Origin of the sequence: Oryzobacter telluris (assembly GCF_043099285.1) — a bacterium.
GTDB classification, from domain to species: Bacteria; Actinomycetota; Actinomycetes; order Actinomycetales; family Dermatophilaceae; genus Oryzobacter; species Oryzobacter telluris.
Genome location: NZ_CP170723.1, coordinates 3,490,057 through 3,507,791, shown reverse-complemented (window position 1 = coordinate 3,507,791; position 17,735 = coordinate 3,490,057). Strand labels below are relative to the sequence as shown.

Below are 17,735 nucleotides of genomic sequence, written 5' to 3'. Positions count from 1 at the left end.
CGGTGACCCTGCCGAGCGCCCGCACCACCGGACGGCCGCTCGTCATGGGCGTCGTCAACGTCACGCCCGACTCGTTCAGCGACGGCGGTGCCTGGTTCACGCCGGAGGCCGCGCTGGCCCACGGCCGTGAGCTCGTGGCGCAGGGCGCCGACCTCCTCGACGTCGGCGGCGAGTCGACCCGCCCGGGCGCCGAGCGCCCCAGCACCGAGGAGGAGCTGCGGCGGGTGCTGCCCGTCGTGGCGGGGCTCTCGTCGCTGGTCCCCGTCTCGGTCGACACGATGCGCTCGGAGGTCGCCGCCCTGGCGCTCGACGCCGGCGCCACGCTGGTCAACGACGTGAGCGGTGGCCTCGCCGACCCGCAGATGGGCGCGCTCGTCGCCGAGCGCGGCGTGCCGATCGTCGCGATGCACTGGCGCGGGCACAGCGCCGACATGCAGAGCCGGGCGCAGTACGACGACGTCGTCGCCGACGTGGTCGCCGAGCTGGGGGAGCGCGTCGAGGCGCTCGTGGCCGCCGGGGTCGCGCGCGAGGACGTCCTGCTCGACCCGGGCCTGGGCTTCGCCAAGCTGGCCCACCACAACTGGGAGCTCCTGCGCCGCCTCGACGAGGTGTCCGCGATGGGGCACCGGGTGGTGCTCGGGGCGTCGCGCAAGAAGTTCCTCGGGCTGGTGGGGCGCACCCCGCAGACCGAGCGTCCTCCGCTCGAGCGCGACGTCGCCACCGCGGCCACGACCCTCTACGCGGCGCAGCACGACGTGTGGGCGGTGCGCGTGCACGACGTCGCCGGCACCGTCGACGCCCTCGACGTCGCCGACGCCCTCGCCGGACGGGGGGCGACCTCGTGAGCGGCCTCGGCGGGGCGGGCGACCGCATCACCCTCTCGGGCGTTCGCGGCCGAGGGTTCCACGGCGTCTTCGAGCACGAGAAGCGCGAGGGACAGGAGTTCGTCGTCGACGTCGAGCTCGCCGTGGACCTCTCGCTGCCCGGCCGCACCGACGACCTGGCGGACACCGTCAACTACGGCGAGATCGGGGCCACGGTCCTCGCTCGGATCGAGGGCGAGCCGTTCGACCTCATCGAGCGCCTCGCCCACGTCATCGCCGAGGATGCCTTGCGGCACACCGAGGTCGACGAGGTCGCGGTCACGGTGCACAAACCCCAGGCACCCGTGGGGGTGCCCTTCGGTGACGTCACCGTCCGGGTCGTCCGGCGACGCGAACCGGTGCCGGTCGTCATCGCGGTGGGGGCGAACCTGCAGCGCGGTGAGGACTTCCCGGAGGACACGCTGATGTTCGCCGTCGGGGCGCTCTCGGCAGAGGCCGAGCTGGAGGACGCGCACGAGTCGGCCCTGTTCGACACCGCCCCCGTGGGTGGCCCGGTGGGCCAGCCCGACTACGTCAACGCCGTGGTCGTGGGGATGACGACGCTGTCGCCCCTCTCCGTGCTCCACCGCCTCCACGCCGTCGAGCGGAGCTTCGGTCGGACGCGCGAGGTCCGCTGGGGTCCGCGCACCCTCGACCTCGACCTCGTCCAGTACGGCGACCCGGCGGCGGGCACCGACGTCGTCTCCGCACGCGAGGCGCTCACCCTGCCCCACCCCCGCGCCCACGAGCGCGGCTTCGTCCTCGTGCCCTGGCTCGACGCCGACCCCGACGCCGTGCTGCGGGTGGGCACCGAGGTCGTGCGGGTCGCCGACCTCGTCGCCGGCCTCGACACCGGTGACGTGCGACCCCGCCCCGACCCCGACCTCGACGAAGGGCCCTGAGTCCCGATGCGCCACCGTGAGATCCGGCTCCAGACGCTCGTGCTGTCCTCGCTCCTGGCGGGAGCGGTCGCGTTCGTCGTGTTCTCGCTCCTCACCCGCTCGGGCTCGCTCGTACCCCGACCGCCGGTGCTGGCCGGGATCCTCATCGTCGTCATGGGCGCGCTGGTGCTCTGGATCGCGCGGCCGGTGCGCCGCTACCTCCAGGGTCGGGCGACCGCACCCCTCGACGCACTGCGCGCGGCGCGGGTGGTCGTCCTCGCCCAGGCGGCCGCCCTCACCGGCTCGCTCGCCGCGGGCTGGTACCTCGGCCAGCTGGCCGTCGTCGCCACCGACCTCTCGCTCGTCGCGAACCAGATGCGGCTGCTGCCGCTCCTCGCGCTCGCTCTGACCGGGGTGGCCCTCGCCGCCGCCGGCCTGGTCGCCCAGCGCTGGTGCCGGGTCGACCCGCCGGAGGACGACGAGCGTGGCGAGAACGGCCGCGAGACCAAGGGCCTCGAACGCCGCTGAGCGGTCAGTGACCGATCGGGCGCAGGTAGTGCGATGTGGCCCAGGCCGCGACGTTGCGGCCGAGCACCTGGCCCTGGACGTCCGAGCTGCGGTAGTGCAGCCCGGCCCAGATCCGCGCCTCGATCACCTCGGTGAGCGGCTGCGAGAACGTGTCGAACGTCCGCACGCCGGGCCCGCCGGGGTTGGAGAAGAAGCTCGTGATCTGGAAGGGACCGCCGACCGGGTCGTCGCCGAACCACATCCGCAGCACGGCGACGTGGGCGGCGTCGAGGCAGTTGTGGCCCGAGGTCCACTCCGGGTACGGCGCCGCGATGAGCGCGGTCCAGTCCGGGTCGGCCACGGTCGCGTCGTTGCCGTCCTCACCCGCCCGGACCACCGCGTTCCACGGCCGCCAGAAGTCGAAGTGGTACTTGTCGTTCCAGCAGTTGATGACCGCGTCGGCGCCGCTGAGGTTCTGCAGCGCCAGCAGGCGCGCGCTGTCGGCGGCGGTGAGGTCGGCGCGGGTGATGAGCTGCCGGGCCACCTCGTTCCAGCTGAAGACCGGGGCGCTCTGCCACCAGCGGGCGATGTAGGTCTGCTCGTCGGTGCGCGTGGAGCCGGTGGCCCGGCCCAGGGCCTTGACCTCGTTGAGCTCGGTGGCCCACTGCGCGCTGCCGAGGTCGGGTGGTGGGGTCGAGCGGAACTGCGAGGAGCTCGTCAGCGTGAACGGCCTGACGTCGCCCGCCCACGGGGTCGGGTCCAGCGCCGGCACGCCGCCGGGGGCCAGCGGCTGCCAGTGCCCGGGCCGGGTGTCGTTCACCCACGCGGAGGGACCGAATCGGCCATCGCCCGCGCGGGCGGCGAGCATCGCCGCTGCCGCGGCGTGGCCCACCGCGATGCCCTGCCGCTTCGACGCGCCGCCGGCGACGGCGTCGAGTGAGGCCGCGTACGTCGTGGCCAGCGTGCCGAGCAGACCCGCGCGGCCGGGGAACGGGACCCGCTCCGGCGCGGTCGTCACGAGGTTCGCGATGACGTCGTGGGCCGCGGTCGCGACCGCCGCGTCGACCGACGCCCTCGCACCCGTGCGCGTCTCCAGCACGTACGGGCGGTAGCGCTTGGGGCCGATGGCGTTGACCGCGTCGTAGACGGCGCCCTGCACCATCGCCATGTTGATCGAGAAGGCGGGTGGTGCCCCGCCGTCGGGCCCGGGCAGGGCCCCCAGGGTCGAGGTGGCGACCTGGTTCCAGTGGGTCACCTCGCTGGCATCGGTCCCCGTCGCCGGTGCGGCCGAGGCGCCGGTCGTGCCGAGGGCCCCCAGGAGCCCACCGACGGCCAGGGCGACGAGGGTGGTGGATCGACGTCGTGACATCACGTTCTCCTCCTCCGACCCGCCCCCGGCCCGCAGGCCTGACGTCGCGTCGGATGTCTGGTGAGGATGACCGGACCGTGCGGGCCCGGTCACCGGGCCCCTCCCATCCGTCCAGTAACCCACCACGCGCCGGGGGCCGCAATGGCCAAGGCGGGCCATTGGCGCGGGCTCGGCGTGGTCACAAAGGCCCACGTGGGAGGCCCGCTGAGCACGAGCCGGGCCGGCCGGCCACCGTCAGGCGCCTCGGGTCGGCTACTTGTCGACGTCCCCGACGACGAAGAACATCGACCCCAGCACGGCGACCATGTCCGCCACGAGGCACCCGGGCAGCACCTGCGAGAGCACCTGGACGTTGTTGAACGACGCCGAGCGCAGCTTGAGCCGCCACGGGGTCTTCTCGCCGCGCGAGACGAGGTGGTACCCGTTGAGGCCGAGGGGGTTCTCGGTGGCGGTGTACCGCTCGCCCTCGGGGACCTTGAGGACCTTGGGCAGGCGCTGGTTCACCGGTCCGGCGGGGAGGGTGGCGAGGGTGTCGAGGCAGGCCTCGGCGAGGTCGAGGCTGACGTGCACCTGCTCGAGGAGGACCTCGAGACGGGCCAGGCAGTCGCCCTCGGTGCGGGTCACGACGCGGCCGGGGCCGCCCTCGGCGAACAGGGTGGGGTAGGCGAGGTAGGGGTCGTCGCGGCGCAGGTCGAGGTCGAGTCCGGCAGCGCGCGCGATCGGCCCCGAGACGCCGTACGCCTCGCAGGTGGCGACGTCGAGGACGCCGACCCCGCGGGTGCGGGCCCGCAGGATCTCGTTGCCCACGATCATCGACTCGAGGTCGGGCAGGCGCCGGCGCACGGCCGACACCGCCGACTCGACCCGCCCGAGCCAGCCGGCCGGGACGTCCTCCTTGAGGCCGCCGACGCGGTTGAACATGTAGTGCATCCGCCCGCCGGACGCCTCCTCCATCACGGCCTGGAGCTCCTCGCGCTCGCGGAACGCGTAGAAGATCGGGGTGATGGCGCCGAGCTCGAGCGGGTACGAGCCGAGGAACATCAGGTGCGAGAGCACGCGGTTCAGCTCGGCGAGCAGGGTCCGCAGCCACACGGCCCGCTCGGGCACCTCCATCCCGAGCATCGCCTCGACCCCGAGGACGACACCGAGCTCGTTGCCGAACGCCGAGAGCCAGTCGTGGCGGTTGGCGAGGACGGTGATCTGCCGGTAGTCGCGCACCTCGAAGAGCTTCTCGGCCCCGCGGTGCATGTAGCCGATGATCGGCTCGGCCGAGACGATCCGCTCGCCGTCGAGGACGACCCGCAGGCGCAGGACGCCGTGCGTCGCCGGGTGCTGCGGGCCGATGTTGAGGACCATGTCGGCGGTGGCGAGCCCCCCGGCGCCCATGCCGATGTCGAGGGCGCGCGGCTCGGTCCCGGAGGTCACGCCGACAGTCTGCCCCACGTCGTCGCGGCGCCCGGCTCAGCAGCCGGGGAAGGTCTCGCCGCCGGTGGCGTACCCGGCGGCGTCGAGCTCGACGAGGAGGAGGCGGTCGACCGAGGACGCGGCCGCCAGCTCCTCCGCCGACACCGACCGCGTCTCGGGCGGCTCGCCCAGGGCGACGCAGTGGTTGAGGAGGAAGGAGGTCCCCTCGCGCACCGGGACGTCGAAGGTCTTCTTCTTCTGGTTGAGGTAGCGCGCCGAGCGCACCTCGTACGGCTCGACGGGCAGGCCCTGCTTCGCCAGCAGGGCGTCATCGACCTTCGGGTCGGTCCAGCGGTCGATGACGAGGACGTCGGTCCCGCCGGAGGTGCGGCGGCTCTCGACGAGCCCGAAGTCGAACCGGCGGCCCTTGACGTCGCTGCGGATTGTGGCGGGTTTCGCGGAGGCACTCGGGGCGGCCGAGGACGCGGACGGCGACGGTGAGGCGGTCACCGTGACGACGACGTCCTGGGGCCGTTCGGGGGCGTCCGAGCCGCAGCCGGTGAGGGCCGCGAGGGCGGTGGCGACGACGGCCGCGGTCGCGAGGCGGGTGGGTCGGGGCAGTGCAGACATCCCCTCCACGGTGCCACGCGACCCGCGCCCGCGTCACATCCGCGCGACCCGGCGGACCACCCAGTGGAAGCCCCCGAGGCCCCCGAGGTCGGTGAGCGCGGCGCCGGCGGAGGCCCGTGCCAGGGCGGCGAGGTAGCCGGCCGGGTCGGTGCGGGCGAGGTCCGCGGAGGGCGTCGCCCCCGTGACCCCGAGGTCGCGCAGGGCCCGGCGCTGGGTGAGCAGCTCGTCGTGCTCGAGGGAGTCGACGGCGACGTGCGCGGTGAGGTCGCAGGAGCCGTCCGGGAGCGGCGGGACGACGGTGCCTTCGCGGTAGCCGACGAGGGTGCCGGACGTGGGCCGGTCGTCGCGGGTGTGGCCGTAGTCGACGGCGAGGAGGGTGCCGCGATGGACCCGGCCCAGGAGGTCGGCCCAGGCGAGGTCGCGCGAGCGCCCCACCTCGACCCGCGTCCCGGCCTCGTGGCCGTCGATCGGCCAGTGGGCGGAGCACCAGGCGAGGTCGTCGGGGTCGGGCGCCGGGCCGAGCGACTCCTCCCCGGTGTCGCCGTCGACGAGGACCACTCGCGCCGCCCCCTCCTCACCCACCTCGACGACGGTGCACGGCACGACGTCGAGCCACTCGTGCGCGACGACGAGGACGTCCTCGAGGTCGCGCAGCGCGTCGGGGAGGGCGCCGCCGCCGGGCGAGCGCAGCCAGGCGACGTCCTCGGGGAGGTCGGAGGGGCGGTCGACGACGTCGACCCCGGTGAGCCGCAGGTCGGGTCGTGCGGCCCGCAGGTGGGTGAGCAGCTCGCCGCGACCGCAGCCGACGTCGACGACGTGGGTGGCGCCCTCCCGGTCGGCGAGGCGGCCGAGGGCCTGGGCGAGGAGCGCGCCCAGCGGCCCGTGGGTGGAGGTGGTGAAGTGCCCGGCCGGTCCCTCCGCGCGTCGGTAGAAGCCGGCGGCGCCGTAGAGCGCCTCGTGCCATGCCTCGCGCCAGGGGACCACCACGCCCGCACGCTATCGGTGGCCCCGTCCGGTGCCGGGCCGGCCGCCCCGCGACCACCTCGGCACCCGACCCGGTCCGGGGCGGTAGCGTGCTCGGTCGTGGACGGCATCGAGCACCCCGCCCGCCTGGCCGTCGGCGTCGTCGGTGCGGGCCGGGTCGGCGCGGTCCTCGGGGCGGCCCTCGCCCGCGCCGGCCACCACGTCACCGGCGCCTACGCCGTGTCCGACGCCAGCCGCGCCCGCGCCGCCGACCTCCTCCCCGGCGTGCCGCTCACCGACGTCCCGACCGTGGTCGAGGGGGCCGAGCTCGTCGTCCTCGCGGTCCCCGACGACGCCCTGGCCGGGCTCGTCGCCGGGCTCGCCGCCACGGGCGTCTGGCAGGCCGGGCAGATCGTCGTCCACACGAGCGGGCGGCACGGGGTCGCCATCCTCGAACCGGCCCGGCCGCACCACGTCCTGCCGCTCGCCCTGCACCCGGCGATGACGTTCACCGGCACCGCGATGGACCTCGACCGCCTCACCGACTGCGCCTTCGGCGTCACCACCGACGACGAGCTGCGACCCGTCGCCGAGGCCCTCGTCGTGGAGATGGGCGGCGACCCCGTGTGGGTCGCCGAGGAGGACCGGGCGGCGTACCACGCGGCTCTCGCCCACGGAGCGAACCACCTGGTCACGCTGACGAGCGAGGCGATGGAGCTGCTCTCCCGCGCCGGCGTCGAGGAGCCGCGCCGGGTGGTCGGACCCCTGATGCGCGCCGCCCTCGACAACGCCCTCCGGCTGGGTGACGCAGCCCTCACGGGCCCCGTCGCCCGAGGTGACGTCGGTACCGTGGAGGACCACCTGCGCGAGCTCGACCGGCTCTCGCCCGAGATCCGGAGGACCTACGTCGCCCTCGCCCGCGCCACCGCGCTGCGCGCCCTGGACAGCGGTCGCCTGCGCCCCGCGGACGCCGAGCCCCTCCTCGACACCCTCTCCGACCAGGAGCCCTGAGTGACCACCACCACCTCGACCCCCGTCGTCGCGCACACGCGCGAGGAGCTCAAGGCCGCCCGCGAGGCGCTGCCGAGCCGCGACGTCGCCGTCGTCATGACGATGGGGGCCCTGCACGAGGGCCACGCCCAGCTGATCCGGGCCGCGCGCCAGCGGCACGCCCACGTCGTCGTGACGATCTTCCTCAACCCGCTGCAGTTCGGGCCGAAGGAGGACCTCTCGCGCTACCCGCGCACCTTCGACGCCGACATGGAGATCTGCACCACGGCCGGGGTCGACGTCGTCTTCGCCCCCACCCCCGACGTCGTGTACCCCGACGGCGACCCGGGCGTGCGCGTCTCCGCCGGTCCGCTCGGTGAGGTCCTCGAGGGAGCGTCGCGCCCCGGGCACTTCGACGGCGTCCTCACGGTCGTGGGCAAGCTGCTCCACCTCACCGCCGCCCGCAGCGCGTACTTCGGCCAGAAGGACGCCCAGCAGCTCCTCCTCATCCGCCGGATGGTGCGCGACATCGACTTCCCCGTCGACATCGTGTCGGTGCCGACGGTTCGCGAGGACGACGGCCTGGCGATGAGCAGCCGCAACATGTACCTCACCGACTCCGACCGCGAGGTCGCCCTCTGCCTCAGCCGCGCCCTGCGCGCCGGCGCCGACGTCGCGACCTTCGGCCCGTCGGCGGTGCGGCGGGCCGCGCGCGAGGTGGTGGTCGAGGAGCCGCTGGCGCTCGTGGACTACCTCGTCCTCGTCCACCCGCACACGCTCGCCGACGTCCCCGAGTGGTACCGGGGCGAGGCGCTGCTCGCGGTCGCGGCGCGGGTCGGCACCACGCGGCTCATCGACAACACCCCGGTCCTCGTCGGTCCCGGCGGCGGCGCCCGCGACGTCTTCTCCGACGTCCCCCACGCGCGCGCCGACGTCTGACCCGCCCCCTCGTCCGCCACCCCCTCCGGAGGGCCACGCCCATGCAGCGCTTCATGCTCCACGGCAAGATCCACCGCGCCACGGTCACCGACGCCGACCTGCACTACGTCGGCTCGCTGACCCTCGACCGCGACCTCATCGACGCGGCCGACCTCCTCGTGGGCCAGCAGGTCGACGTCGTGGACGTCGACAACGGCAACCGCCTCACCACCTACGTCATCGAGGGCGAGCGCGGCTCGGGCGTCGTGTGCGTCAACGGGGCCGCGGCCCGGCTCGTCGCGCCCGGTGACACGGTCATCGTCATCTCGTACGCCGCGATGGACGACGCCGAGGCCCGCACGTTCTCCCCGCACGTCGTGTTCGTCGACGGGGCCAACCGCATCGTCGAGGTCGGCGACGACCCCGGCGACGTCCCTCCGGGCCACGGGCTGCTCACCTCCGCCGTCACCGCGCGGGCCTGAGCACCTGATGACGACCGCCCCCGCCACCCGCGTCCCCCGCCGGCTCACCGCCTCCGAGCCGGGCTGGACGGCGACCGCCGACGTCATCGTCGTGGGGTCGGGGATCGCCGGCCTCACCTGCGCGCTGCGGCTGCGCGAGCGGGTCGACCGGGTCCTGCTGGTGACCAAGACGGTGCTCTCGGCGGGCTCGACGCAGTGGGCCCAGGGCGGCATCGCGGCGGCGCTCGACCCCGAGGACACCCCCGAGGAGCACCTCCACGACACGCTGGTGGCCGGTGTCGGCCTGTGCGACGTCGAGGCCGTGCGCACCCTCGTGACCGAGGGCCCCGACCGGGTCCGCGAGCTCGTCGCGCTGGGTGCCGAGTTCGACCGCGACGCCGGCGGCGAGATCAAGCTGACCCGGGAGGGCGGCCACCACCGCGACCGCATCGCCCACGCCGGCGGCGACGCGACCGGGGCCGAGATCTCCCGCGCCCTCATCGCGGCGCTCGACCGGGTCCGCGACGACCCGGGCATCGAGGTCATCGAGCACGCCCTGGTCGTCGACCTCCTCACCGCCGCCGACGGCGCCGTGTGCGGCGTGACGCTGCACGTCATCGGCGAGGGGCAGGTCGACGGCGTGGGAGCGGCGCACGCGCGGGCCGTCGTCCTGGCCACCGGCGGGCTGGGCCAGATCTACACCTCCACGACGAACCCACCCGTGGCCACCGGCGACGGGATGGCCGCGGCGCTGCGGGCCGGGGCCCGTGTCACCGACCTCGAGTTCGTGCAGTTCCACCCGACGGTGCTCTTCCTCGGGGAGGGGTCGACCGGGCAGCAGCCCCTGATCTCGGAGGCGGTGCGCGGGGAGGGGGCCTTCCTCGTCGACGACGCCGGGGTGCGGATCATGGCGGGCCGGCACGAGCTGGCCGACCTCGCCCCGCGCGACGTCGTGGCCCGCGCCATCCTCGACGTCATGCGCGACCAGGGGGTCGACCACGTGTGGCTCGACGCCCGGCACCTCGGGGGCGACTTCCTCGAGGGCCGCTTCCCCTCGATCGTCGCGCGGTGCCGCGAGCTCGGTTTCGACCCCGCCACCGAGCTGCTCCCCGTGGCTCCGGCGCAGCACTACGCCTCCGGCGGCGTGGAGACCGACCTGCTGGGGCACACCTCGGTCGACGGGCTCTACGCGTGCGGCGAGTGCTCGTGCACCGGGGTCCACGGCGCCAACCGGCTCGCGTCGAACTCGCTGCTCGAGGGGCTCGTCTTCGCCCACCGGATCGCCGACGACGTCACCGCCCGCATCGCGCGCGACGAGCTGCCGCTGCGCACCCCGGTGGTCGACGGCGACACCGCGGTCCTCGACTCCTCGCGCCGCCTGGACCTCCAGCGGGCGATGACGCGGGGCTCGGGCCCGGTGCGGTCCGGCGAGTCCACGGCGGGCGCGCTCGCGGCCCTGGCCGACCTCGCGGCGCTGCCGCCGACCGGCGCCGAGCCCGGCCCACGCACCTGGGAGACGACGAACCTGCTGCACCTCGGCCAGGTGCTGTCGCTCGCCGCGCACACGCGGGCCGAGACCCGCGGCGGGCACGTCCGCTCGGACTTCCCCGACCGGGACGACGCCCGCTGGCTCACCCACCTCACGACGACGCGGGCCGCCGACGGCTCGCTCGTCCTCACCGAGCACCCGGTCCCGGGGCCGGCCAACGACAGCACCGGGGGACCCGCATGACCGAGCACGTCGCCGACCACGGCTTCCCGCTGGAGGACGCCCGCCTCCTCGTCGAGCGGGCCCTCGACGAGGACCTCGGCACGGGCACCGACGTCACGACGATGGCGACGATCCCGGCCGACCAGGTGTCGGTGGCCCACCTCGTGGCGCGCGCCGACGGGGTGGTGGCGGGTCTGCCGGTGGCGGCCCTCGTCATCGAGGCGGTGTCGCGGCGGCTCGGGACCGGACCGGTCGTCCTCGAGGTGCACGTGGAGGACGGGGCGCGGGTCGCGCGCGGCGACCACCTCGCCACCCTCGCCGGGTCCACCCGCACCACGCTCGTCGCGGAGCGGACCGTCCTCAACGTCCTGTCGCGGACGTCGGGCGTCGCCACCCACACGCGGCGGTGGGCCGACGTGCTCGAGGGGTCGGGTGCGATGGTCCTCGACACCCGCAAGACGACGCCGGGCATGCGAGCGCTGGAGAAGTACGCCGTGCGCTGCGGTGGCGGGACCAACAAGCGGATGGGCCTGTACGACTGCGCGATGGTCAAGGACAACCACAAGCTCGCGGCCGGGAGCCTCACCGCGGCCATCGAGGCCATCCGCGAGCAGTTCCCCGAGGTGCCGGTGCAGGTCGAGGTGACCACCACGGCCGAGGCGCTCGAGGCCGTGGGCGCCGGGGCGCGGTTCCTGCTGTGCGACAACATGTCGACCGACCTGCTGACGACCACGGTCGCCGCCGTGCGCGACACCGGCGAGACGGTGGAGGTCGAGGCCACCGGCGGGCTGACCCTGGAGGTCGCGGCCTCCTACGCGGCCACGGGCGTCGACTACCTGTCGGTGGGCGGGCTCACCCACTCCTCGCCGATCGTCGACATCGCCCTGGACCTCGACCCCTCGGACGACTGACCGGCCGGGCCCTCGTGTCCCGGCAGGTCCGCGCCGAAGGGTGGCCAGTGGCTGCCGGCGACCCCCGCGGACAGCCGTTGGCCACCCCTCGCGGTGGGGCGGACCCGGTGACCGTCCTTCAGCGGGCGTGTCCGCCGGCGCTCCCGGCCTCGATGGCGTCGAGGTCGCGCACGGCGTAGCGGTGGTGCTCCCACTCCTCCTCGAGGATGGTGTGCAGGCACGACAGCGTGGTCTCGGGGTGCTCCGGCGACCACGGGTTGCGGCGCACCACGGCCAGGTCCTCCCTGGTCACCGTGGCGAGGAAACCGCGCACCAGGGCCACCCGGTCGGCGCGGGCGGTGAGGACGTCGGCGTACGGCGGGGTGCCCCGGACGAAGATCGACGGGTCGTGGCCGTCCGTCTCGTACTCCGCGTGCGGCTGGCCGAGCGGGTGGTACGGGGCCTCGCGCTCGAGGACCGCGCCGCCGAGCCACGTGTCGGTGGCCATGACGAGGTGGCGCAGGGTCTGGGCGAACGACCACTCGCCGTCCACCGAGACGTCGGGCGTCCCGGGCGGCATGGCCGCCACCCGGTCGAGGGTGGCGGCCCAGGTCCGCTCGAGGGCGGCCCAGGCCTGCCGCAGGCCGTCCGGGTCCTGCGCGGCCTGGTCGGCTCGGCCGGGGAAGCGGCGGTTGAGCTCGGCCTCGACGTACGGCACGACGTCGACCCCGTTGACCCGCAGCTCGCTGCCGCCCTGGAGCAGCCAGGGCGCGTCGATGTCGGCCCCCGCCACGTCGACCCCGCGCATCACCGCCCCCGAGAGGTCTGACCGCACGAACCGGGCCCCGCGCAGGTTGGTGTCGACGAAGGTGGCGCGCCGCGCGTCCTCCCACTGCCGCACGACGACGCAGACCGTGGTGCTGTCGAGCAGGGCGAACTCGCGAGCACCCCACGGCCGCAGCGTGATCCGCGACAGGTTGGGGTGGAGCAGGTCCGGGCGGCGGGCCGAGACGTCGGCGAACACCGACTCGATGTCGTCGGTCTCCAGCCCGTACTCGGGGCGCTCGGCGTGCGCCGCCGCCTCGGCGTTGTGCACGAGGTTGAGCTTGGCCCCGTGCCGCTCGACGACGGCGAGGTCGCCGTCGCGGTGCACGACCTCCATCCGCAGGCCGTCGACGAAGAGGTCGAGACCGACGGACAGGTCCGCGTAGAAGGCCGTGGGGACGATGCGGGTCAGCATCGGCCCAGTGTCGCCGAGCGGCGGCCCGCGCGCGAGGATGGAGGCGTGGACGTCGACGTGACCCTCGAGGCCGACATCCGGCGTCCGCGCGCCGAGGTGGCCGCCTTCGCGAGCGACCCGGCGAACGTCCCGGCCTGGTACGCCAACATCCGGTCGGTGGAGGTGCTCACCCCCGGGCCGCTGGAGGTGGGGAGCCGGATGCGCTTCGTCGCGCGGTTCCTCGGCCGGACGATCACGTACACCTACGAGGTGCGCGAGCTCGTCCCCGGTGAGCGCCTCGTGATGGCGACCGCGTCCGGTCCGTTCCCGATGACGACGACCTACGCGTTCGCCGACCTCCCGACGGGGTCCACCCGGATGACGATGCGCAACCACGGGTCGCCGTCGGGGTTCGGTGCCGTCGCCGCACCCGTCATGGCCAGGGCGATGGAGCGGGCCATGACCAAGGACCTGCGGCGGTTGACGGCGGTCCTCGAGGCCCGGTGAGGGCGTCCGTCAGGCGCGGCGCCACCGCAGGGCCACGGCGTAGTCGACGGTGAGCCCGTCGTGCTCGGCGAGGACCGCGTCGGCGGCGCCGGGCGGGAACTCGATGCGCACCACGGCCTCGAGGTCCTCGCGGCGGTCGAAGGTCCAGTGGATGGTGAGGCGTTCGGTCGTGAAACCACGCCGGTCCCAGAAGCGTTGCACGGCAACGGGATCGTAGGCGGGGTACGCGCGGGAGAACCAGCTCCCGAAGGTCGACCGGGTCGCGTCGTTGTCGACGAGCACGGCGATGCCGCCGGGGCGCAGCACCCGTTCGACCTCCGCCAGACCCGGCTCGCACCCGGCGCCGAAGAAGTAGGCCCACCGGGCGTGGACGACGTCGACTGAGGCGTCGGCGAGGGGGAGGTGCTCGGCGTCCCCGGCGAGGACGGCTGCGCCCGAGGGGGACCCCGCGTGCTGGAGGCGGCGGCCGGCCCGTTCCACGAGCGGCAGGTGCGGCTCGACCCCCATCGTCCGGGCACCGCGGGCTGCGAACCGCGGCAGGTGGAAGCCGGTGCCGCACCCGACGTCGAGGAGGACGGCTCCGTCGAGCGGGTGCAGCGCCGCGATCGTCGTGTCGATGACCCCGGCCCGGTCGGAGGCGCGGTTCTCGACCTCGTACACGTCCGGGGCGTCCCAGATGTTGGGGCTGCGGATCACGTGGTGCGGGGGGCGCCCTCGGCCACGGTGCCCTTGCGGCGTGGGACGCGCGGTCGCAGGCCACCGACCGCGTCGGCCTCCAGCGTCGCCGGGTGCACGAGCAGGGGCAGGAGGGTGCGCGCGCCGGCCGAGCGGGCCCGGCGGACCGTGTCGAGGTGCGCCTCGCAGCGCACGGCGAGGACGGCGTAGGCCTCCTCGCCCATGAGGGTGGTCAGCTCGGCCCGGTTGCTGCGGAACACCGGCTCGCGGCCGACGTGCGCCTCGGGGTTGCTCGAGCAGTACCAGTCGAGGTCGTGGCCGCCGGGGCCCCAGCCGCGGCGGTCGTACTCGGCGATGGTCACCTCGAGGTAGGTGGTGTCGTCGGGCTGCTCGACGTTGCGGTAGCTGCGCCGGATCGGGAGCTGCCAGCAGACGTCGGGCTTGGCCTCGTGCGGCGGCGTCCCGGCGAGCACGGCGTGCTGGTGCAGCGCGCACCCGGCCCCGGCGGGGAAGCCGGGCCGGTTGAGGAAGATGCAGCCGCCGTCGACGACCTTCGTCTTGCGCGCGCCGTCCTCCTTCTCGGTCCACGCCGACAGGCGCGAGGGGTCCTTGTCGCCCCGCTTGCCGTGGCCGGGATGGTGCTGCCACTCGTCCTCGCCGAGCTCGGCGACGACGGCGCGGACCCGCTCGACGTCCTCGTCGTCGGTGAAGTGCGCACCGAGGGTGCAGCAGCCGTCGTCCGGGCGGTCGGCGTAGATGCCCTTGCACCCGTTGCCGAAGATGCACGTCCAGCTCGAGGTCAGCCAGGTGAGGTCGACCCGGAAGCGCTGGCCGGAGTTCCCCGGGTCCGTGAACTCGGCCCAGGTGCGGGGGATGTCGAGCGGCGTCTCGGGCACGCGCCCAGCCTATGGGCGGCCCCGGGCACCGGCGACGCCGGGCGCGCCCACCGGGACGCGCGTGGCCCCGCCCGGGGTAGGCACTACGTTGGGCGCATGCGCCTCGGGGTGATCGACGTGGGATCGAACACGGTCCACCTCCTCGTCGTCGACGCGCACCCGGGCGCCCAGCCGCTGCCGGCGAGCAAGCACAAGATCGACCTGCGCCTGTCCGAGCACGTCACCGACGACGGCCGCATCGCCGACGAGGGCCGCGACCGGCTGGCCGCCTTCGTCCTCGAGTGCACCGAGGTGGCCGAGGACCAGGGCGTCGAGGACGTGCGCGCGTTCGTCACCAGCGCCATCCGCGAGGCCCCCAACGGGGTCGAGGTCCTCGCCCACGTGCGCGAGGCCACCGGGGTCCCGCTCGACGTCCTCAGCGGGGAGGAGGAGGCGCGCCTGACCTTCCTCGCCGCCCGGCGGTGGTTCGGCTGGTCGGCGGGAACGCTGCTCGTCGCCGACATCGGCGGGGGCTCGCTCGAGCTCGCCCAGGGCATCGACGAGGACCCGGACGTCGCGGTGTCGCTGCCGCTCGGCGCCGGCCGGGTGACCCGCGACCTCCTCGCCGGCGACCCGCCCACCCCCGACACCGTCCGCGAGGCCCGGCGCAAGGTGCGCGCCGCCATCGCCGCCGAGCTGCGCCCCCTCGCCAAGGCCGGTGCCCCGGACCGCGCCGTGGGCACCTCGAAGACGATGCGCTCCCTCGCCCGGGTCTGCGGCGCCGCCCCGAGCGGTGACGGGATGTACGCCGAGCGCCACCTCGACCGCGAGGCCCTGTCCGAGCGCCTGCCCGAGATCGCCCGGATGAGCGCCGCCGAGCGCGCCGACCTCCCCGGCGTCTCCGGCCCGCGCGCCCGCCAGCTGCTCGCCGGTGCCATCGTGGCCGAGGCGACGATGGACCTCCTCGGCCTGGACCGGCTCGAGATCTGCCCCTGGGCGCTGCGCGAGGGCATCATCCTGCGCCACCTGGACAGGATGAGCTGAGCCGTGCCCGCCCGCCCTCGACGCGGGACCGGCCGGGCCCGGCCGGTGGCCGTGCCGCGGGCGAAGGTGGGCGTGTCGACCGCGTCGGTCTACCCGGAGAACTGCGCCACGGCGTTCGAGGTCGCGGCCCGGCTCGGGTACGACGGCGTCGAGGTCATGGTCTGGACCGACCCGGTGACCCGGGAGGCCGGGGCGCTGCACGCGCTCGCCGAGCACCACGGGGTGCCGGTGCTGTCGGTGCACGCGCCGACGCTGCTCATCACCCAGCGCGTGTGGGGGACCGACCCGTGGGAGAAGGTCGACCGCTCCATCGAGCTCGCGCTCGACCTGGGCGCCGACACCGTCGTGCTGCACCCGCCGTTCCGCTGGCAGCGCGAGTACGCAGCCGGGTTCGTTGACGGGGTCGCGTTGCGGGAGAACGACACCGGCATCCGGCTCGCGGTCGAGAACATGTACCCGTGGCGGGCGCCGCGCTCGCGTGAGGTGGAGGCGTACCTCCCGCACTGGGACCCGGTGCCCCAGCCCTACGACCACGTGACCCTCGACCTGTCGCACACCGCGACCGCCGGGTCCGATGCGCTCGGGATGGTGCGCGACCTCGGCGAGCGCCTGGCCCACCTGCACCTCGCCGACGGGGTCGGCTCACCCCGCGACGAGCACCTCGTCCCCGGGCGCGGCACCCAGCCGTGCGACGAGGTGCTGGAAACCCTTGCGGCACAGGGCTGGTCGGGGCACGTCATCGTCGAGGTCGCGACGCGGCGGGTGCAGGAGGCGCAGCGCGAGCTCGACCTCGCCGAGTCCCTCGCCTTCGCCCGCCTCCACCTCGCCGCCGCGACGGCCTGACGGCCGACACCTCCCCGCCGCGAGTGCGGACCGGGGGGCTGGATCAGGCGGGGGGCAGGTCGCGGTTCGCGAGGCCGTCGAGGCGCAGGACGTCCGACTCGTCGCGGTGCACGCCGTCGGTGCCGACGTGCTTGTCCGAGATGCCCGGCCCGTTCTTCACGACGTGGACCATCGCCATCGCGTGGCCGCGCCCGAGGCCGTACGCCTCCGCGAGCCAGTCGACGATCTCGCCGGACTTCGTGTCGGCGCCGAACCCCTTGGCGTGGGCCTCGTCGACGATCTCCTGCGGCGTCCTGCCGGTCTTCTTCTCGACGGCGTCGAGGTAGGCCTGGAACGACATCGACTCTCTCTTTCTCGGGGAGGTGGTCCGGCCTTGAGTGCGGAAGTGGCGGCCGGGGCAGCCACTTCCGCACTCATGGCTGGATGATCAGCGGGTCAGACCCAGTGGGTGTCGTGCTGGAGCATGAACTGCGCGCGCTCGTCGTCGGTCAGGGTGCCACCGCGGCCGAGCGCCGCCAAGGTCTCGAAGTAGTCCTCGCGGGGCGCGCCCGGGGTGAACATCAGCAGCATCCGGGCCGGCCCGGATCCGCGGAACCCGTGCAGCCCGCCCTCCGGAACGTGGAGGAAGTCGCCCGATGTCGCTGTGACCCAACCGTTCCCGTCGAACAGGCGCACCTCGCCCTCCAGCACGTAGAACGACTCGGTGATGGCGCGGTGGAAGTGCGGGGCGGGCCCCGACTCCTCCTCGCCGAAAGTCCAGCGGTAGAGGCCGTACAGCCCGCCGGTCGAGTCGCCCGTCGCGAGGTACTCGCAGCTGCCGCCGTTGGTGTACTCGAGCTCGGGCGCGGTGTCGTCGCGACGCAGCCACGCGGAGGCCTCACCGCCCTCGCCGGTGTACACGTCGGCGGGGTAGGGGCGGGGGAGCGGGCGCAGCAGCGACATGTCCGGCACGCTACCCACGACGCGCCTGAGAGGGGGTTCTTGC

20 protein-coding genes are annotated in these 17,735 nt (G+C 74.6%); 11 read left to right on the top strand and 9 right to left on the bottom strand.

Features of this window, described 5'->3' with window-relative positions; genetic code table 11:
* Window positions 1-2 precede the first annotated feature (2 nt).
* The 3 genes from folP to ACFLFB_RS16350 are packed head-to-tail and all read left to right on the top strand — an operon-like array spanning window position 3 to window position 2,272.
* On the top strand, window positions 3-845 hold the full coding sequence (gene folP, locus ACFLFB_RS16360) for a dihydropteroate synthase (protein WP_392543228.1): 843 nt from the start codon (window positions 3-5) through the stop codon (window positions 843-845).
* Entirely contained in the window at window positions 842-1,765 is a 924-nt protein-coding gene (folK, locus tag ACFLFB_RS16355; protein ID WP_392543227.1) for a 2-amino-4-hydroxy-6-hydroxymethyldihydropteridine diphosphokinase, read from the top strand. The genes folP and folK overlap by 4 nt, the downstream gene beginning before the upstream one ends.
* 6 nt (window positions 1,766-1,771) lie before the next feature.
* The gene (locus ACFLFB_RS16350; protein WP_392543226.1) at window positions 1,772-2,272 is read left to right on the top strand and encodes a DUF3180 domain-containing protein; all 501 of its coding nucleotides are present in this window, start codon (window positions 1,772-1,774) and stop codon (window positions 2,270-2,272) included.
* A gap of 4 nt (window positions 2,273-2,276) precedes the next feature.
* On the opposite strand, the gene ACFLFB_RS16345 is transcribed toward ACFLFB_RS16350, so the two are convergent.
* The 4 genes from ACFLFB_RS16345 to ACFLFB_RS16330 all read right to left on the bottom strand — a co-directional run bounded on the left by ACFLFB_RS16345 (window position 2,277) and on the right by ACFLFB_RS16330 (window position 6,641).
* The gene (locus ACFLFB_RS16345; protein ID WP_392543225.1) at window positions 2,277-3,620 is read right to left on the bottom strand and encodes a vanadium-dependent haloperoxidase; all 1,344 of its coding nucleotides are present in this window, start codon (window positions 3,618-3,620) and stop codon (window positions 2,277-2,279) included.
* Between the two features lie 252 nt (window positions 3,621-3,872).
* Entirely contained in the window at window positions 3,873-5,006 is a 1,134-nt protein-coding gene (locus ACFLFB_RS16340; RefSeq protein ID WP_392545438.1) for an NADH-quinone oxidoreductase subunit D, read from the bottom strand.
* Between the two features lie 75 nt (window positions 5,007-5,081).
* A complete protein-coding gene (locus ACFLFB_RS16335) occupies window positions 5,082-5,654 on the bottom strand; it encodes a hypothetical protein (protein WP_392543224.1) in 573 nt (190 codons plus the stop codon).
* Between the two features lie 33 nt (window positions 5,655-5,687).
* Window positions 5,688-6,641, bottom strand: coding sequence for an SAM-dependent methyltransferase (locus tag ACFLFB_RS16330; RefSeq protein ID WP_392543223.1), 954 nt, complete (start codon window positions 6,639-6,641; stop codon window positions 5,688-5,690).
* A gap of 105 nt (window positions 6,642-6,746) precedes the next feature.
* Between ACFLFB_RS16330 and ACFLFB_RS16325 the strand changes: the two genes are divergently transcribed.
* From ACFLFB_RS16325 to nadC, 5 genes are read left to right on the top strand one after another with little or no spacing between them, the layout of a single operon-like run.
* Window positions 6,747-7,628 carry a Rossmann-like and DUF2520 domain-containing protein gene (locus ACFLFB_RS16325; RefSeq protein ID WP_392545437.1) on the top strand — a complete coding sequence of 294 codons (882 nt, stop codon included), beginning with the start codon at window positions 6,747-6,749 and terminating at the stop codon, window positions 7,626-7,628.
* Window positions 7,629-8,546 (top strand): pantoate--beta-alanine ligase, encoded by a 918-nt coding sequence (panC, locus tag ACFLFB_RS16320; RefSeq protein WP_392543222.1) that lies wholly within the window; start codon window positions 7,629-7,631, stop codon window positions 8,544-8,546.
* A 41-nt stretch (window positions 8,547-8,587) separates the two neighbouring features.
* Window positions 8,588-9,007: an aspartate 1-decarboxylase gene (gene panD, locus ACFLFB_RS16315; protein WP_392543221.1), complete on the top strand. Its 420-nt coding sequence runs from the start codon at window positions 8,588-8,590 to the stop codon at window positions 9,005-9,007.
* A gap of 7 nt (window positions 9,008-9,014) precedes the next feature.
* Complete coding sequence (locus tag ACFLFB_RS16310) at window positions 9,015-10,718, top strand: L-aspartate oxidase (protein ID WP_392543220.1); 1,704 nt, start codon at window positions 9,015-9,017, stop codon at window positions 10,716-10,718.
* Window positions 10,715-11,608, top strand: coding sequence for a carboxylating nicotinate-nucleotide diphosphorylase (nadC, locus tag ACFLFB_RS16305; protein ID WP_392543219.1), 894 nt, complete (start codon window positions 10,715-10,717; stop codon window positions 11,606-11,608). The genes ACFLFB_RS16310 and nadC overlap by 4 nt, the downstream gene beginning before the upstream one ends.
* A gap of 118 nt (window positions 11,609-11,726) precedes the next feature.
* Here the strand turns inward: nadC and ACFLFB_RS16300 are convergent, their stop codons facing one another.
* Complete coding sequence (locus ACFLFB_RS16300; protein ID WP_392543218.1) at window positions 11,727-12,827, bottom strand: DinB family protein; 1,101 nt, start codon at window positions 12,825-12,827, stop codon at window positions 11,727-11,729.
* A gap of 45 nt (window positions 12,828-12,872) precedes the next feature.
* On the opposite strand from ACFLFB_RS16300, the gene ACFLFB_RS16295 reads away from it, so the two are divergent.
* Window positions 12,873-13,313 (top strand): SRPBCC family protein, encoded by a 441-nt coding sequence (locus ACFLFB_RS16295; protein ID WP_392543217.1) that lies wholly within the window; start codon window positions 12,873-12,875, stop codon window positions 13,311-13,313.
* Window positions 13,314-13,322: 9 nt separating this feature from the next.
* On the opposite strand, the gene ACFLFB_RS16290 is transcribed toward ACFLFB_RS16295, so the two are convergent.
* Together ACFLFB_RS16290 and ACFLFB_RS16285 are read right to left on the bottom strand one after the other, a co-directional pair.
* Complete coding sequence (locus ACFLFB_RS16290; RefSeq protein ID WP_392543216.1) at window positions 13,323-14,009, bottom strand: class I SAM-dependent methyltransferase; 687 nt, start codon at window positions 14,007-14,009, stop codon at window positions 13,323-13,325.
* Window positions 14,006-14,884: a hypothetical protein gene (locus ACFLFB_RS16285; RefSeq protein WP_392543215.1), complete on the bottom strand. Its 879-nt coding sequence runs from the start codon at window positions 14,882-14,884 to the stop codon at window positions 14,006-14,008. Before ACFLFB_RS16285 ends, ACFLFB_RS16290 begins: the two co-directional genes overlap by 4 nt.
* A 96-nt stretch (window positions 14,885-14,980) precedes the next feature.
* On the opposite strand from ACFLFB_RS16285, the gene ACFLFB_RS16280 reads away from it, so the two are divergent.
* Both ACFLFB_RS16280 and ACFLFB_RS16275 read left to right on the top strand, forming a co-directional pair.
* The gene (locus tag ACFLFB_RS16280; protein ID WP_392543214.1) at window positions 14,981-15,907 is read left to right on the top strand and encodes a Ppx/GppA phosphatase family protein; all 927 of its coding nucleotides are present in this window, start codon (window positions 14,981-14,983) and stop codon (window positions 15,905-15,907) included.
* 3 nt (window positions 15,908-15,910) lie between these two features.
* The gene (locus tag ACFLFB_RS16275) at window positions 15,911-16,750 is read left to right on the top strand and encodes a sugar phosphate isomerase/epimerase family protein (RefSeq protein ID WP_392543213.1); all 840 of its coding nucleotides are present in this window, start codon (window positions 15,911-15,913) and stop codon (window positions 16,748-16,750) included.
* A gap of 43 nt (window positions 16,751-16,793) precedes the next feature.
* On the opposite strand, the gene ACFLFB_RS16270 is transcribed toward ACFLFB_RS16275, so the two are convergent.
* Together ACFLFB_RS16270 and ACFLFB_RS16265 are read right to left on the bottom strand one after the other, a co-directional pair.
* On the bottom strand, window positions 16,794-17,090 hold the full coding sequence (locus ACFLFB_RS16270) for a DUF4287 domain-containing protein (protein WP_392543212.1): 297 nt from the start codon (window positions 17,088-17,090) through the stop codon (window positions 16,794-16,796).
* Between the two features lie 95 nt (window positions 17,091-17,185).
* Window positions 17,186-17,692, bottom strand: a complete 507-nt coding sequence (locus ACFLFB_RS16265) for a cupin domain-containing protein (protein ID WP_392543211.1) — start codon at window positions 17,690-17,692, stop codon at window positions 17,186-17,188.
* Window positions 17,693-17,735 lie beyond the last annotated feature (43 nt).

What these genes read in the sequence shown, in the direction of transcription:
- ACFLFB_RS16350 (WP_392543226.1), top strand. Translation starts at nt 1,772, where the DNA reads ATGCGCCACCGTGAGATCCGGCTCCAGACGCTCGTGCTGTCCTCGCTC.
- ACFLFB_RS16345 (WP_392543225.1), bottom strand. Translation starts at nt 3,620, where the DNA reads ATGTCACGACGTCGATCCACCACCCTCGTCGCCCTGGCCGTCGGTGGG.
- ACFLFB_RS16340 (WP_392545438.1), bottom strand. Translation starts at nt 5,006, where the DNA reads ATGGGCGCCGGGGGGCTCGCCACCGCCGACATGGTCCTCAACATCGGC.
- ACFLFB_RS16335 (WP_392543224.1), bottom strand. Translation starts at nt 5,654, where the DNA reads ATGTCTGCACTGCCCCGACCCACCCGCCTCGCGACCGCGGCCGTCGTC.
- panD (WP_392543221.1), top strand. Translation starts at nt 8,588, where the DNA reads ATGCAGCGCTTCATGCTCCACGGCAAGATCCACCGCGCCACGGTCACC.
- ACFLFB_RS16310 (WP_392543220.1), top strand. Translation starts at nt 9,015, where the DNA reads ATGACGACCGCCCCCGCCACCCGCGTCCCCCGCCGGCTCACCGCCTCC.
- nadC (WP_392543219.1), top strand. Translation starts at nt 10,715, where the DNA reads ATGACCGAGCACGTCGCCGACCACGGCTTCCCGCTGGAGGACGCCCGC.
- ACFLFB_RS16300 (WP_392543218.1), bottom strand. Translation starts at nt 12,827, where the DNA reads ATGCTGACCCGCATCGTCCCCACGGCCTTCTACGCGGACCTGTCCGTC.
- ACFLFB_RS16280 (WP_392543214.1), top strand. Translation starts at nt 14,981, where the DNA reads ATGCGCCTCGGGGTGATCGACGTGGGATCGAACACGGTCCACCTCCTC.
- ACFLFB_RS16270 (WP_392543212.1), bottom strand. Translation starts at nt 17,090, where the DNA reads ATGTCGTTCCAGGCCTACCTCGACGCCGTCGAGAAGAAGACCGGCAGG.
- ACFLFB_RS16265 (WP_392543211.1), bottom strand. Translation starts at nt 17,692, where the DNA reads ATGTCGCTGCTGCGCCCGCTCCCCCGCCCCTACCCCGCCGACGTGTAC.